The following is a 14,021-nucleotide window of genomic DNA, read 5'->3' as shown; positions in this document are numbered from 1 at the left end:
GACACGGAACGCAGTGGCCAGGGACTACTACGGCATTCTCGGTGTGAGCCGGGAAGCCTCCGATGACGAGATCAAGCGCGCCTACCGCAAGCTGGCACGCCAGTTCCACCCGGACGTCAATCCGGACCCGGAGGCTCAGGAGAAGTTCAAGGACATCAACGCCGCGTACGAGGTCCTCTCGGACGACCGGAAGCGGCAGATCGTCGACCTGGGTGGCGACCCGCTCGCCCCGGGGGGCGGCGGCGCTGGTGGCCCGGGCGGCCCCGGGGGCGCCGGCCCGTTCGTCGGCTTCCAGGACATCATGGACGCGTTCTTCGGCGGTGCGGGCGGTGGTGCCCGTGGCCCACGGCCGCGTACCCGCCCGGGCGCCGACGCGATCCTGCGCCTCGAACTCGACCTGCACGAGACGGCGTTCGGGGTCGAGGCCCCGATCACCGTCGACACGGCGGTGCTCTGCACCACCTGCTCCGGTGCCGGCACCGCCGCCGGCACGCACCTGGCGACCTGCGAGGCGTGCGGCGGCCGGGGCGAGGTGCAGTCGGTGCAGCGCACCTTCCTCGGCCAGGTGGTCTCCGCCCGGCCGTGCACCGTGTGCCAGGGCTACGGCACCACCATCCCGCACCCCTGCCCCACCTGCGCCGGCGACGGCCGGGTGCGCACCCGCCGCTCGCTGACGGTCAAGATCCCGGCCGGCGTCGAGGACGGCATGCGGATCCGGCTGGCCCAGCAGGGCGAGGTGGGCCCCGGTGGGGGCACCGCCGGCGACCTCTACGTGGAGATCCACGAGCGCCCGCACGACGTCTACTCCCGCAAGGGCGACGACCTGCACTGCCGGGTCACCGTGCCGATGACGGCGGCGGCGCTGGGCACCAGGCTGACCATCAAGACGCTGGACAGCGAGGAGACCGTCGACGTCAAGGCCGGCACCCAGCCGGCCAGCACGCTGCGACTGCGCGCCCGGGGTGTGCCCCACCTGCGCGGCACCGGCCGCGGCGACCTCTACGTGCACCTGGACGTGCGGACGCCGACCAAGCTCGACCCGGACCAGGAGAAGATGCTGCGCGACTTCGCCAAGACCCGTGGTGAGGAGGTCGCCGAGTTATCCAAGCAGGGCGGCTTCTTCTCCCGGATGCGCGACGCGTTCAACGGGCACGCCTGAGGTGTCCGCACCGCTGTTCCTGGTCGAGACGCTGCCCACCGACGACGCGCTGACCCTGGCGGGCCCGGAGGGGCACCACGCGGCCACCGTGCAGCGGCTGCGCGTCGGCGAGGAGTTGCTGCTCGCCGACGGTCGGGGCGGCACGGCCGCCGCCGTGGTCACCGCCGTCGGCCGGGGCAGCCTGGAGGTCACCATCACCTCCCGGGGGTACGCGGACGCGCCGGTCCCCCGGATCGTCGTGGTGCAGGGCATCGCCAAGGGTGACCGGGGTGAGCTGGCCGTGCAGGCGATGACCGAGGTCGGGGTGGACGAGATCGTGCCCTGGGCGGCGTCGCGTTCGGTGACCCAGTGGCGCGGCGACCGGGGCGTACGCGCCCGGGACAAGTGGGTGGCCACCGCCCGGGAGGCGGCCAAGCAGGCCCGCCGGCCGTGGCTGCCGGTGGTGGCCGGCTCGCCCGACGAGTCCACCGCCACGGTGGCCCGTCGGATCGCCGGTGCCGCCGCCGCGTTCGTGCTGCACGAGGAGGCCGAGGACCGGCTCACCACCGCCGAGCTGCCGACCGTCGGCGAGATCGTGCTGGTGGTCGGCCCGGAGGGGGGCATCGCCCCGGCCGAGGTGACCGCGTTCGTCGAGGCCGGCGGGCGACCCGTCCGCCTCGGGCCGGCCGTGCTGCGCACCTCCACCGCCGGGGTGGCGGCCCTCAGCGTGCTCGCCACCCGTCTCGGCCGCTGGTGACCGTTCAGGGCCTCGGGAACACCGGCACGACCTCCTCCTCCGGCCCCAGGTCCAGCCCAGCGTTTCCGATGATCTGCGGGTCCGGTGTGCCGACCACCTCGGCGTCCTTGCCCTCGTAGTCGAAGCGGTGCAGCACGTGCCGCATCGCCTCCAGCCGGGCCCGCTTCTTGTCGTTGCTCTTCACCACCGTCCACGGCGCGTCGGCCGTGTCGGTCCAGAAGAACATCGCCTCCTTGGCCTCGGTGTAGTCGTCCCACCGGTCCAGCGACGCGATGTCCATCGGAGACAGCTTCCACTGCCGGACCGGGTCGACCTGGCGGATCGCGAACCGGGTGCGCTGCTCGTTCTGGGAGACGGAGAACCAGAACTTGACCAACCGGATGCCCGAGCGCACCAGCATCCGCTCCAGCTCCGGTGCCTGCCGCAGGAACTCCAGGTACTCCTTGCGGGAGCAGAAGCCCATCACCCGCTCCACGCCGGCCCGGTTGTACCAGGAACGGTCGAACAGCACGATCTCACCGGCCGCCGGCAGGTGCGCCAGCCACCGCTGGAAGTACCACTGGCCGGCCTCCCGCTCGTCCGGTTTGGCGAGCGCCACCACCGACGCGCCGCGCGGGTTGAGGTGCTCCATGAAGCGTTTGATGGTGCCGCCCTTGCCGGCCGCGTCCCGCCCCTCGAAGATGATCACCAGTCGCTCGCCGGACTCCTTGATCCAGTCCTGGAGCTTCAGCAGCTCGATCTGGAGCAGCCGCTTGTCGCGGTCGTACTCGTCACGGTCCAGCCGCTCGTCGTACGGGTAGTCCTCGCGCCACGTCTCGACGGGGGTGCCGTCGGGGCGGAGCAGGACGGGGTCGTCGTCGTGGCCGTCGGCCACCCGGTAGTCGGCGGTGAGGTCCAGCAGCGCGGAGTCGGCCATGTCGGCGAGACTTACCCAGCTCGGAGCCGCGAACCACCCCCCGAACCGGGTGATTCGGTGGATGTTCCCGACGTCAGCTGCGCAGGTAGGAGGCGCCGTTGAGGTCGACGATCGTGCCCGAGGCCCACTCGGCCTGCGGCGAGGCAAGCCAGTGCACTGCGGCGGCGATCTCCTCCGGTCGGCCCACCCGGTCGAACGGACTCTGCGCCCGGATCGCCGCGCCCTCCTCGCCGCCGAGGTACTCGGTGACCATGTCGGTCGCCACGAAGCCCGGCGCGACGGTGGCGACAGTGATGCCGTACGGCGCGAGCGCCACCGCGAGGGACTGACCCAGCGCGTTCAGCCCCGCCTTGCTGGCCCCGTACGCCGGCTGGTGCGGCTCCCCACGGAACGCGCCACGGGACGAGACGTTGACGATCCGTCCGCCGCGTTCGCGCAGGTGCTGGGCGGCGCACCAGATGACGTTGCCGGCACCGGTCAGGTTGGTCTCCAGCACCTGCCGCCAGCGCTCCTGCCACTCCTCGTACGTAGCGCCGAAGATCGGGTGCGGGTCGTCGCGGTCGCCGTACGTCCCGGCGTTGTTGACCAGCACGTCCAGCCCGCCGAGCAGTTCGGCGGCCCGGTCCACCATGACCCGGACCGCGGCCGGGTCGGTGAGGTCGGCACGGACCACCACGTGCCCGTCGCCGGGTAGCTGCCCGCGTACCTCCTCGGCCGCGTCGGCGGAGTCGCGGTGGTGGATCGCCACCCGGTCCCCGCCGGCCGCGAACGCCATCGCCACCGCGCGGCCGATGCCACGCGAGGCCCCCGTCACGAGTACCGCCCGATCCGTCATGCCGGCCATCCTGCCGCAGCCGTCGTGGCCTCCCGCGAACGGGCCGGCGGCACCAGAGCGTCCCCGGCCCGGTTGGTCCCTACACTGCCCCGATGGGATCCGACTGCCTGTTCTGCCGCATCGTCGCCGGGGAGATCCCGGCCACCGTGGTCCGGGAGACCGACACCACGCTCGCCTTCCGCGACATCGACCCGAAGGCGCCGGTGCACGTCCTGGTCATTCCGAAGGAGCACTACGCCGACGTGGCCACGCTCGCCCAGGGGGATCCGGCGCTCGCCGCCGACGTGCTGGCGACGTCCGCCGCCGTGGCCGAGGACGAGGGTCTGCTCGGCGACGGTTTCCGGCTGATGTTCAACACCGGCGCGTACGGCGGGCAGGAGGTGTTCCACGTGCACGCGCACCTGCTCGGTGGTGCGCCGCTCGGCCCGATGCTCGCCCGGAACCTGGCGTGACCGGCCCGGACGGCCGCGTCCACGACCATCTGGACCGGTTGGTCCGACGGGTGCAGGCCGAGGCCCGGGTGCCGGCGGTGTCGGCGGCGCTGCACCGCGCCGACCGACCGCTCTGGAGCTGCACCGTCGGCGAGACCGGCACCGACAGCCCGCTGGGGCCGGGCACCCAGTTCCGGATCGGTTCGGTCACCAAGACGTTCACCGCGGTGCTGGTCCTGCAGTGCCGCGACGACGGGCTGCTCGACCTGGACGACCCGGTGGGCCGGCACCTGGACCTCCCGGCGCACGGCGAGCTGACCGTACGCCGGCTGCTGTCGCACACCGGTGGCCTGCAACGCGAGCCGTTCGGCGACGTGTGGGACAGCCTGCGCGCACCCGACGACGACCAACTCGTCGCGGAGTTGGACCGGGCCGAGCGGGTGTTGCCGACCGGCCGGCGGTTCCACTACTCCAACCTGGGCCTGGCCGTCCTCGGCCAACTCGTCGCCCGGCTCCGGGGTGGCACCTGGGCGCAGGCGCTCACCGAGCGGATCCTCACGCCGCTGCGGCTGACCGACACCACGGTGACCCCCCGGCCGACTGCGGCCACCGGGTTCCTCGTCGACGCGTACTCCGACGAGGCGCACCCGGAACCGCCCACCGACTTCGGCGCGGTCGGCCCGGCCGCCCAGCTCTGGAGCACCGCGACCGACATGGCCCGCTGGGCGGCGTTCCTGGCCGACCCGGCGGCGCTGGACCCGGCCGGCGCGGTCCTCGCCCCGGCCACCCTGGACGAGATGCGCTGGCCGCTGACCACCACCGACGAGACGCTCTGGGGCGCGGGCTTCGGGCTCGGGCTGATCCTGATCCCGCAAGGGGAACGGGTGATGCACGTGGGGCACGACGGGGCGATGCCCGGTTTCCTCGCCGGGGTGTACGGCCGCCGCGGCGGGGACGGCACGGCCGGTGCGATGGGCGCCGCGGTGCTCGGCTCGTCCGGTACCGCGTCCGAGCTGTTCGACCTGTCGCACCGGCTGCTCGCGGCGGCGGTCGAGCACGACCCGGCCGAGATCGAGCCCTGGCGTCCCGGCCCACCCGCACCGGCGGCCCTGCGAGGTCTGCTCGGCCGCTGGTGGGGCGAGGGCTCCGAGTACGTCTTCTCCTGGCACGACGGCGCCCTGCGGGCGCGCGGGGTGGGTGACCCGGCCGGACGTCCACCGGCGATCTTCACTCCGCTGCCGGACCAGCCGGACGTGTTCCGGGTGGTCTCCGGGCGGGAGGTCGGTGAGCTGCTCCGACTGACCCGGGACGACGCCGGCGCGGTGGTCCGGATGCACTGGGCGACCTACCGGTTCACCCGCCACCAGGAGACCTTCGACAGGTACGACTTCCGGGCCGGGAGTTGATCGCGGCCAGCGGAAATGGGCGCGATGCGGCCCGCGTTGAAACGATACGATGGGTGTAACGTCCGCACGCCAGGCCAGCAGGCCGGCGCCGAGATCGAGAGCAGGTGGCGCAGGGCCCTTCGGCCCGACCTATGACCGGCACCCCACCTCCCGGCCCGCCCCGGGTGCAGACCAGGATCACCGTGCCCGACCCGAAGATCATGGTCAATCTGCTCGGCGCAGGCGACGAGATCCTCCGACTCGTCGAACGCTCGGTCAGCAGTGACGTGCACGTCCGCGGCAACGAGATCACCATCACCGGTGACCCTGCGGACAACGCCCTCGCCGAGCGGGTCTTCAGCGAACTCCTCGAACTCATCGAGAAAGGCGAGACCCTGACCACTGACGCCGTCCGGCGTACCGTCGGCATGCTCGAGCAGGGCAGCGCCGAGCGGCCCGCCGAGGTTCTGACGCTCAACATCCTCTCCCGGCGCGGGCGCACCATCCGCCCCAAGACGCTCGGGCAGAAGAAGTACGTCGACGCGATCGACACCCACACCATCGTCTTCGGCATCGGCCCGGCCGGCACCGGAAAGACCTACCTGGCGATGGCGAAGGCCGTCCAGGCGTTGCAGGCCAAGCAGGTCAACCGCATCATCCTCACCCGGCCGGCGGTCGAGGCGGGCGAGCGGCTGGGCTTCCTGCCCGGCACGCTCAACGAGAAGATCGACCCCTACCTGCGCCCGCTCTACGACGCGCTGCACGAGATGCTCGACCCGGAGACCATTCCCAAGCTGATGGCCCAGGGGACGATCGAGGTCGCCCCACTGGCGTACATGCGGGGCCGTACGCTCTCCGATGCGTTCATCATCCTGGACGAGGCGCAGAACACCACGCCCGAGCAGATGAAGATGTTCCTCACCCGACTCGGCTTCAACTCCAAGATCGTCGTGACCGGTGACATCACCCAGGTGGACCTACCCGGCGGGACGAGCAGCGGCCTGCGGGTGGTTCGGGAGATCCTGGAGAACGTCGAAGACGTGCACTTCTCCCAGTTGTCCAGCTCCGACGTGGTCCGCCACCGGCTGGTCGGGGAGATCGTCGACGCGTACGCCCGCTGGGATGCCGAGCGGGAGAACCAGCAGGCAACCGGCGTTCACGCCGTTCCTGGGCGACCCGCCCAGGGCGGCCGGGCCGGCCGCCGCCGCTAAAGCAGAGGAAAGCAGTTGTCCATCGAGATCGCCAACGAGTCCGGTGTCGACGTCGACACCGACGCCGTGCTCGCCGTCGCCCGGCACGCCCTCGACGAGATGGGGGTCAACCCCCTCGCCGAGCTGTCCGTGCTGCTTGTCGACATCGACTACATGACCGAGCTGAACCACCGCTGGATGGGCGGCGACGGTCCGACCGACGTGCTCGCCTTCCCCATGGACGAGGGCAGCGTCGACCACGGCCCCGGTGAGTCCGCGCCGGCCGGCGGGGAGCCTGCCCTGCTCGGCGACATCGTGCTCTGCCCCGAGGTGGCGGCCAAGCAGGCTGCCACCGCCGGGCACGCGCCCGCCGACGAGCTGCACCTGCTCACCGTGCACGGGGTGCTGCACCTGCTCGGCTACGACCACGCCGAGCCGGAGGAGGAGCGGGAGATGTTCGCACTCCAGGCTCGGCTGCTGGCGAGCTGGCGGTCGACCCGCACCCAGTGATGTCCACTCCTCCGTTACTCGCGGCCGGCGCCACCGCCGGCCTTCCCGACCTTCAGCTGATCGTCTTCGCGGCCGGTCTGGTGGTGCTGGCCGGCCTGATCGCGATGACCGAGGCGGCACTCGCGGCGGTCTCACCGGCCCGCGCCGCCGAACTCGCCCGCGACGGGGTACGCGGCGCCCGTACCCTCCAGGTCGTCGCCGGCGACGTGGTCCGGCATCTCAACCTGCTCCTGCTGTTGCGGCTGCTCGCCGAGCTGACCGCCACCACACTCGTGGCCCTCGTGGCCGTGGACAGCTTCGGTGCCGGCTGGCGTGCCGCGCTGGTGACCGCCGGCGCCATGACAGTGGTCAGCTTCGTGGTGGTCGGTGTCGCCCCGCGCACCCTCGGCCGGCAGCACGCCTACGCCGTGGGGCGTGCGGTGGCGCCGCTGGTCCGTTGGCTGGGCCGGGCGCTCAACCCGCTCGCGTCGTTGCTGATCCTCATCGGCAACGCGGTCACCCCCGGGCGCGGCTTCCGGGAGGGGCCGTTCGCCAGCCAGGTGGAGCTGCGGGAGCTGGTCGACCTGGCCGAGCAGCGCGGCGTGGTCGAGCACGGCGAGCGCCAGATGATCCACTCCGTCTTCGCGCTCGGCGACACCATCGCCCGTGAGGTGATGGTGCCGCGTACGGAGATGGTGTGGATCGAGGAGAACAAGACGCTCGCGCAGGCGCTTGCGCTCTTCCTCAGGTCCGGCTTCTCCCGCATCCCGGTGATCGGCGAGAGCGTCGACGACGTGCTGGGTGTCCTCTACCTCAAGGACCTGATCCGGCGCTCCCGTGGCGGGGATCCGAGGGCCGAGCAGTTGCCGGTGGCCGAGCTGATGCGCCCGGCGACCTTCGTACCGGAGTCCAAGCCGGTCGACGACCTGCTGTCCGAGATGCAGGCGGCCCGCAACCACCTGGTCATCGTGGTCGACGAGTACGGCGGCACCGGCGGTCTGGTCACCATCGAGGACATCCTGGAGGAGATCGTCGGTGAGATCACCGACGAGTACGATGTCGAGCGCCCGCCCGTCGAACGCCTGGCGGACTCCTCGGTGCGGGTGACCGCTCGTCTGCCGGTGGAGAATCTGGGCGAGATGTTCGACACCGACCTACCCACCGACGAGGTGGAGACGGTCGGCGGGCTGCTCGCCCAGTCGCTGGGGCGGGTGCCGATCCCGGGTGCCGAGGCCGAGGTCGCCGGCCTCCGCCTGGTCGCCGAGGGCACCACCGGCCGGCGCAACCGGATCGACACCGTGCTGGTCAGCCGGGTCGAGCCGGGCGACGAGCAGGACAGCGCGGGGCGCGGCGAGCAGGCCGACCCCGGGGACGACACGGACAACCATCGAGACGACGAGAGGCAACCCGCCGATGCCTGACACACCCGCCGCGTCTGCCGCCCGGCCCACCCCCACCGCGTCTGGCGCGCTGAGCGCCGAGGACGGCAAGCTCGTCGTCCTGGCCCGGGGCGCCCGCGCACGGGTCGGCGCCGTGGAGGGCGCCGCGGTCCGCGACCAGGACGGCCGGACGTACGCGGCAGCGAGTGTCGCGCTGCCGTCGCTGACGCTCACCGCGTTGCAGTTGGCTGTCGCGTCGGCCGTGGCGGCCGGGGCGACGCGGCTGGAGGCGGCGGTGGTGGTGACCGAGGCGTCGACGCTCGACGGTTCCGGGCACGCGGCGGTGCGCGACCTCGCGGCGGACGCCCCGGTGCACGTGGCCGCTCCGGACGGCACGGTCCTCGGCACGGTGACCCAGTGAGCCCGGTGCAGGATCCGCAGGCGCGACCGTACCGGGCCGGGTTCGGCTGCTTCGTCGGTCGTCCCAACGCCGGCAAGTCGACGCTCACCAACGCCATCGTCGGCACCAAGATCGCCATCACCTCGAACAAGCCGCAGACCACCCGGCACGTCATCCGGGCGGTGCTGCACCGCCCGGAGTCGCAGCTGGTCCTCGTCGACACGCCCGGCCTGCACCGTCCCCGTACGCTGCTCGGCGAGCGTCTCAACGACCTGGTCCGGTCCACCTGGACCGAGGTCGACGTGATCGGCCTGTGCATCCCGGCCGACGAGCCGGTCGGTCGCGGCGACCGGTTCATCACCGGCGAGCTGGCCGAGTTGAAGGCGACGGTGCTGGCGGTGGTCACCAAGACCGACCTGGTGGACAAGCGCCGGCTGGCCGAGCAGTTGCTGGCGGTCAGCAAGTTGGGGGAGTTCGCCGAGATCGTGCCGGTGAGCGCGGTGGCCGGGCACCAGGTGGACACCCTCGTCGACGTGATGACCAAGTATCTGCCGCCGTCGCCGCAGCTCTACCCGGACGACATGCTCACCGACGACCCCGAGCAGGTGCTTGTCGCCGAGCTGATCCGGGAGGCCGCCCTGGAGGGGGTCCGCGACGAGTTGCCGCACTCCATCGCCGTGGTGGTGGAGGAGATGATTCCCGAGGGTCAGGTCATGAAGATCTACGCCGACCTGTACGTGGAGCGGCCGAGCCAGAAGGCCATCGTGCTCGGGCACAAGGCGAGTCGACTCAAGGAGGTCGGCACCACCGCCCGCAAGCAGATCGAGGAGCTGCTCGGCAGCCGGGTCTACCTCGACCTGCACGTGCGGGTCGCGAAGGACTGGCAGCGCGACCCGAGGCAACTGCGCAAGCTGGGCTTCTGACCCACCCCCTCGGCCCGACCGGCGGCACGACCGCCCTCGGTCGGGCAACGGAGGACGTTCACGTTCGGTTGGGGCCGCTGTCGTTTGGTGCGGACGCCGCGCCGGGTAGGGATGTTGTGCCAAGCGTCCCCAACCCAGATGCAGGCTGATGCGCAACAGGTACCTCGACCTCCTCCGTTCCCTGGCCATCATCCGAGTGGTGATCTACCACGTCACCGGATGGGCCACCCTCACCCTCGTCTTCCCCGCCATGTCGGTGATGTTCGCGCTTGCCGGCTCGCTGATGGCCGCGTCGCTCACCCGCACCGGACCGGCGGCGGTCGGGCGTCGGCTGCGTCGCCTACTGCCGTCGCTGTGGGTGCTCGCGGTGGTCTTCGTGCCGGCCATGCTCTTCACCGGGCTGCCGGCGAGCCCTCGGGTGCTGCTGTGGCTGTTCCCGATCGCCGACCCGCCGGCCAACCACTGGGGTGCGCTGGCGCTGAGCGTCATCTGGTACCTACGCGACTACCTGTGGTTCGTGTTCGCCTCGCCTGTCGCGTTCTGGCTGTTCCGGCGTGCCCCGCTGCCGACCCTGCTCGCCCCGTACCTCCTGCTGGTGGCGATCGAGGTGGGGATCTACCCGGCGCCGCCGGTGCTGCGTGAGTTCGGGTTGTACTTCGGGGCGTGGCTGCTCGGCTTCGCCCACCACGCCGGGATGCTGCGCCGACTTCCCGGCCGGCTGCTGTACCCATTGGCGCTCGCCCTCGCCGTGGGCGGCGGCGCCTGGATCGTCGGGCATCCCGGGCCACGCGGGTACGACCTCAACGACAACCACCTGGGCAACGCCCTCTGGTCGGCCGCGTTCATCCTGATCGCGCTGGGTCGGGCACCGACCGGGGTCGCCTGGCTGAGCCGGAGCCGACTGGCCGAGCGGGCGGTGACGGTGCTCAACCGGCGGGCGCTCACCGTCTACCTCTGGCACATGCCGTTCGTGGTGGCGCTCACCCCGCTCGTCGACGTGGTGGGCTGGTCCCACCAGGACCCGGTGGGCCTGGCCATCCGGGTACTGCTGGTCTTCGCCCTGGTCGGGCTGGTCACCCTGGCGGTCGGCTGGGTCGAGGACGTCGCCGCCCGACGCCGCCCGGAGCTGGTCCCGGTTGCCTCGGCGCAAGCCGCCGACGCGGCTGCCCGGCCGGTCGGCGCAGCGGTGCCGGCACAGCGGACGGCCGAGGAGGTGGGGAACATCGAGATCAACGCTCGCTGATCGTGAGGTTGCCGCTGTCGGCCGAACCGTCGAGCACCAGCGACGCGGCCGGGTTGTCTGCGACGGTGACGGTCTTGTCGCCGGAGTCGGCGGTGGAGCGGACCTGGTAGCTGCCCGCGGGCACCAGCAACGTGACGTCACCACTGGAGGCGTGCACCCGGGCCGAGGCGGGCCGGTCCAGCTCGACGTTGACATTGCCGGAGCTGGCCTCGGCGTCGACCGTGCCGCCCAGCCGACGCGCGCTGATGTCTCCGGACGAGGCGCGCAGCCGTACCGCCGCGGCAGCCTCGTTCACCTCGATGTTGCCCGACCGGGCCTCCACCCCGACCGCACCCGACGCCCCGGAGATCCGCACGTCGCCCGAACTCACCTGGAGGTCCACCGTGCCGACCCGGGTCAGCTCGACGTTGCCGGAGCTGGTCTCGCCCTGCACCCCCACACCCTCCGGCACCGTCACCTCGTAGGAGATGCTGCACCGCGAGCCGCAGTTGGTGTTCAGCACCAGCTCGCTGCCCTTGATCTCGTACCGGGCATTGCTCGGTTCACCGCCCTGGTAGCGCACCACCCGCTTGATCCGCACCTCGGACGCCGGGCCGGTGCCGCGCACCACCACGTCGCCGGAGCCCCCGGAGAGCCGGACCGTGGTGATCCGGACCGCCTCGGTGTTGTCGTAGTCGAGCCGGCGGAACGACAGGTTGTCGCACCCGGAGAGCACGATGAGGGTGGTGGCGAGCCCCAGCGCGACGGGAGTGGAGACGCGGCGACGGCGGGTGGCGGTGTTCAGCTGTAGTGCCATGACGAGCACGCTACGACCGGGCGCGAGTCGACCACATCGGGGTTCGACCGCGCTTGCACCCCGAACCAACCCTGATTTCCCACCCCGAGGGAGAATGGCCCGATGGCCGGGTACCGCCGACAGCTCTACCGCGACGACGCGGTGGTCCTGCGTGTGCAGAAGCTCGGCGAGTCCGACCGGATCATCACCCTGCTCACCCGCCGGCACGGCCGGCTGCGCGCGGTGGCCCGGGGGATCCGCCGCACCACGAGCAAGTTCGGTGCCCGACTGGAGCCGTTCGGCCACGTCGACCTTCAGCTCGCCGGTGACCCGAAGGGCAACCACGGCAGCTCGCTGCACACCGTCAGCCAGGTCGAGGGCATCGACCTGTACGGCAAGCGGTTCCTTGGCGACTATCCGCGCTACACGGCGGCAAGCGCGATCGCCGAGACCGCCGAGCGGCTGACACCCGTGGAACGGGAGCCGTCGCTGCGGCTGTTCCAGCTCACCGTCGGCGCGCTGAAGGCGCTGTCCCGGGGTGAGCACGCCACCACCCTGGTGCTCGACGCGTACCTGCTGCGCGGGATGTCCCTGGCCGGCTGGGCCCCCGCGCTTGTCGCCTGCGCGGTCTGCGGCACCCCCGGGCGGCATCGCGCGTTCTCCGTACCGGCCGGCGGCGCGGTCTGTCTGGACTGTCGGCCACCCGGGGCGGCTCATCCCGCGCCGGCCACCATCGATCTGATGTCCGCGCTTTCCACCGGCGACTGGGTGGTCGCCGACGCCACCGACGCCGCCGTACGTCGGGAGTGCAGTGGGCTGGTCGCCGCTCACCTGCAGTGGCACCTGGAGCGCGCGCTACGCTCGCTGCCGCTGGTCGACCGGGGTTCCCCGGCGGCCGGCGCGGCCTCGCCGCCGGAGGGCACGGGGGCCGTGGTGCTCCGGCCACGTGGCGACGTGGAGGCCGGGGCGGACGGCGCGAACAGGGAGTGACCGAGTGATCCGAACGAAGAAGGCCGGCCGGCGCGAGCCGACGCCGCCGGTGCCACACCCGTCCGGGGCCCGACCCCCGGCGCTGCCCTCCGAGGCGGTGCCGAAGCACGTGGCGGTGGTGATGGACGGCAACGGCCGCTGGGCCAAGGACCGCGGGCTGCCCCGCACCAAGGGGCACGAGGCGGGGGAGCACAGCCTCTTCGACACCATCGAGGGCGCCATCGAGATGGGCATCCCGTACCTCTCGGCGTACGCGTTCTCCACCGAGAACTGGCGGCGCTCGCCCGACGAGGTCCGGTTCCTGATGGGGTTCAACCGGGACGTGATCCGACGTCGCCGTGACCAGCTTGTCGACCTGGGCGTCCGGGTGGTGTGGTCGGGCCGACCCGGCCGGCTGTGGAAGAGCGTCATCAGCGAGCTGCAGACCGCCGAGGAGATGTCCCGCGACAACTCGACGCTGACCCTGCAGTTCTGCGTCAACTACGGCGGGCAGGCTGAGATCGGTGACGCCGCCGCCGCGATAGCGCGGGACGTGGCGGCCGGCCGGCTGGATCCGGCGAAGGTCACCGAGAAGACCGTCGCGAAGTACCTCTACCACCCGGAGATCCCGGAGGTCGACCTGTTCCTGCGTCCCTCCGGGGAGGAACGGATCTCCAACTTCCTGCTCTGGCAGACCGCGTACGCCGAGTTGGTCTTCCTGGACACGCTCTGGCCCGACTTCGACCGCCGCCACCTCTGGTACGCCTGCGAGTTGTACGCCCAGCGGGACCGACGCTTCGGCGGCGCGCTGCCCAACCCGGTCGCCCCGGTTATCTGAGCCGACGCGCTTACCCGCACGTCACTCTGGGTATCAGAGACGTCAGAAGCCACTGACGGAGGTGAACCCACATGATCCAGAAGCGCATTGCCCAGTGGGCGGTGATGGCGGTCGCGGTGCCGCTGGCCGCTGCCGGTGCCCGCCGGCTCAGCCACACCCTGGAGGCCCGCCGTGGTCCCTCCGGGGTGACCCGGTTGCTGACCAAGGGTGCGGACGTGATTCGTCCGCAGAAGGCCAAGCGCCGCCGCTTCTTCTGACCGCCCCCACCCGTCCCCCGGCCCCCCCCGTCCCCCTCGAGGCGGGCGGGCACCACCACGGCGCGCCCGGCGACGACGCCCGCGCGCGCGCCCCCC

16 protein-coding genes are annotated in these 14,021 nt (G+C 72.0%); 13 read left to right on the top strand and 3 right to left on the bottom strand.

Translation table 11 applies throughout. The features are described 5' to 3' along the window. The first annotated feature begins 13 nt into the window (after positions 1-13). Both dnaJ and AB0C15_RS29145 read left to right on the top strand, forming a co-directional pair. On the top strand, positions 14-1,159 hold the full coding sequence (dnaJ, locus tag AB0C15_RS29150) for a molecular chaperone DnaJ (RefSeq protein WP_181518639.1): 1,146 nt from the start codon (positions 14-16) through the stop codon (positions 1,157-1,159). 1 nt (position 1,160) lies between these two features. Further along, positions 1,161-1,895 (top strand): 16S rRNA (uracil(1498)-N(3))-methyltransferase, encoded by a 735-nt coding sequence (locus AB0C15_RS29145; protein ID WP_357357276.1) that lies wholly within the window; start codon positions 1,161-1,163, stop codon positions 1,893-1,895. A 4-nt stretch (positions 1,896-1,899) separates the two neighbouring features. Here AB0C15_RS29145 and ppk2 read toward each other — a convergent pair whose 3' ends face one another. Further along, complete coding sequence (ppk2, locus tag AB0C15_RS29140; protein WP_357357274.1) at positions 1,900-2,811, bottom strand: polyphosphate kinase 2; 912 nt, start codon at positions 2,809-2,811, stop codon at positions 1,900-1,902. Positions 2,812-2,884: 73 nt separating this feature from the next. Further along, on the bottom strand, positions 2,885-3,646 hold the full coding sequence (locus AB0C15_RS29135) for an SDR family oxidoreductase (RefSeq protein WP_357357272.1): 762 nt from the start codon (positions 3,644-3,646) through the stop codon (positions 2,885-2,887). Between the two features lie 92 nt (positions 3,647-3,738). Between AB0C15_RS29135 and AB0C15_RS29130 the strand changes: the two genes are divergently transcribed. From AB0C15_RS29130 to AB0C15_RS29095, 8 genes are all read left to right on the top strand, one after another. Continuing rightward, the gene (locus tag AB0C15_RS29130) at positions 3,739-4,098 is read left to right on the top strand and encodes a histidine triad nucleotide-binding protein (protein ID WP_124774517.1); all 360 of its coding nucleotides are present in this window, start codon (positions 3,739-3,741) and stop codon (positions 4,096-4,098) included. Then, the gene (locus tag AB0C15_RS29125; RefSeq protein ID WP_357357269.1) at positions 4,095-5,483 is read left to right on the top strand and encodes a serine hydrolase domain-containing protein; all 1,389 of its coding nucleotides are present in this window, start codon (positions 4,095-4,097) and stop codon (positions 5,481-5,483) included. Before AB0C15_RS29130 ends, AB0C15_RS29125 begins: the two co-directional genes overlap by 4 nt. Before the next feature lie 131 nt (positions 5,484-5,614). After that, on the top strand, positions 5,615-6,673 hold the full coding sequence (locus AB0C15_RS29120) for a PhoH family protein (protein WP_357357328.1): 1,059 nt from the start codon (positions 5,615-5,617) through the stop codon (positions 6,671-6,673). Positions 6,674-6,688: 15 nt separating this feature from the next. Then, positions 6,689-7,162 carry an rRNA maturation RNase YbeY gene (ybeY, locus tag AB0C15_RS29115; RefSeq protein ID WP_030491788.1) on the top strand — a complete coding sequence of 158 codons (474 nt, stop codon included), beginning with the start codon at positions 6,689-6,691 and terminating at the stop codon, positions 7,160-7,162. Next, positions 7,138-8,562 carry a hemolysin family protein gene (locus AB0C15_RS29110; protein WP_357357326.1) on the top strand — a complete coding sequence of 475 codons (1,425 nt, stop codon included), beginning with the start codon at positions 7,138-7,140 and terminating at the stop codon, positions 8,560-8,562. Before ybeY ends, AB0C15_RS29110 begins: the two co-directional genes overlap by 25 nt. Continuing rightward, positions 8,555-8,941, top strand: coding sequence for a cytidine deaminase (locus AB0C15_RS29105; protein WP_357357267.1), 387 nt, complete (start codon positions 8,555-8,557; stop codon positions 8,939-8,941). Before AB0C15_RS29110 ends, AB0C15_RS29105 begins: the two co-directional genes overlap by 8 nt. Beyond that, positions 8,938-9,843 (top strand): GTPase Era, encoded by a 906-nt coding sequence (era, locus tag AB0C15_RS29100; RefSeq protein WP_357357265.1) that lies wholly within the window; start codon positions 8,938-8,940, stop codon positions 9,841-9,843. Before AB0C15_RS29105 ends, era begins: the two co-directional genes overlap by 4 nt. A gap of 148 nt (positions 9,844-9,991) precedes the next feature. Further along, positions 9,992-11,086, top strand: coding sequence for an acyltransferase (locus tag AB0C15_RS29095; RefSeq protein ID WP_357357263.1), 1,095 nt, complete (start codon positions 9,992-9,994; stop codon positions 11,084-11,086). On the opposite strand, the gene AB0C15_RS29090 is transcribed toward AB0C15_RS29095, so the two are convergent. Further along, a complete protein-coding gene (locus AB0C15_RS29090) occupies positions 11,073-11,882 on the bottom strand; it encodes a DUF4097 family beta strand repeat-containing protein (protein ID WP_357357261.1) in 810 nt (269 codons plus the stop codon). The two genes, AB0C15_RS29095 and AB0C15_RS29090, sit on opposite strands and share 14 nt — an antisense overlap. Before the next feature lie 102 nt (positions 11,883-11,984). Here AB0C15_RS29090 and recO point away from each other — a divergent pair, with 102 nt between their 5' ends. The 3 genes from recO (at position 11,985) to AB0C15_RS29075 (ending at position 13,925) form a co-directional block, all read left to right on the top strand. Continuing rightward, entirely contained in the window at positions 11,985-12,851 is an 867-nt protein-coding gene (gene recO, locus AB0C15_RS29085) for a DNA repair protein RecO (RefSeq protein WP_357357259.1), read from the top strand. Between the two features lie 4 nt (positions 12,852-12,855). Next, positions 12,856-13,668, top strand: a complete 813-nt coding sequence (locus AB0C15_RS29080; protein WP_357357257.1) for an isoprenyl transferase — start codon at positions 12,856-12,858, stop codon at positions 13,666-13,668. A gap of 71 nt (positions 13,669-13,739) precedes the next feature. After that, complete coding sequence (locus AB0C15_RS29075) at positions 13,740-13,925, top strand: hypothetical protein (protein WP_357357255.1); 186 nt, start codon at positions 13,740-13,742, stop codon at positions 13,923-13,925. Positions 13,926-14,021 lie beyond the last annotated feature (96 nt).

The organism is Micromonospora sp. NPDC048835, from assembly GCF_040649995.1.
Classification (GTDB): domain Bacteria; phylum Actinomycetota; class Actinomycetes; order Mycobacteriales; family Micromonosporaceae; genus Micromonospora.
This window is presented reverse-complemented; position numbering and strand designations above follow the sequence as displayed.